The 229-nt window shown below is 61.6% G+C and carries 1 protein-coding gene; it reads right to left on the reverse strand.

The window, feature by feature from the left end:
• Window positions 1-191: transposase (locus BST14_RS32545; RefSeq protein WP_132572993.1), on the reverse strand; the 191-nt coding region annotated here is incomplete at its 3' end.
• Between the last annotated feature and the right edge of the window lie 38 nt (window positions 192-229).

Consider the following 229-nt stretch of genomic DNA (forward strand, 5'->3'; position numbering starts at 1 on the left):
GGCGTCAACGCCTTGCTCTTCGGGGTCACACCCTGGCGCTCCGCCTCGAGCTGCTTCACCCAACGGCGCAAGGCCGAATCCACCACCCCCAGCGAACGGCAGGCGTCGATATAGCTGTAGCCTTGGTCCAACACCAGGGCCGCGGCCTCTCGTTTGAACTCGGCGGAAAACGTACGTCGTTGCTTGCTCATCAGACACCTCTCTCACGGCGAGGATTTTCGCCTAAATC

Source organism: Mycobacterium arosiense ATCC BAA-1401 = DSM 45069, assembly GCF_002086125.1.
GTDB classification, from domain to species: domain Bacteria; phylum Actinomycetota; class Actinomycetes; order Mycobacteriales; family Mycobacteriaceae; genus Mycobacterium; species Mycobacterium arosiense.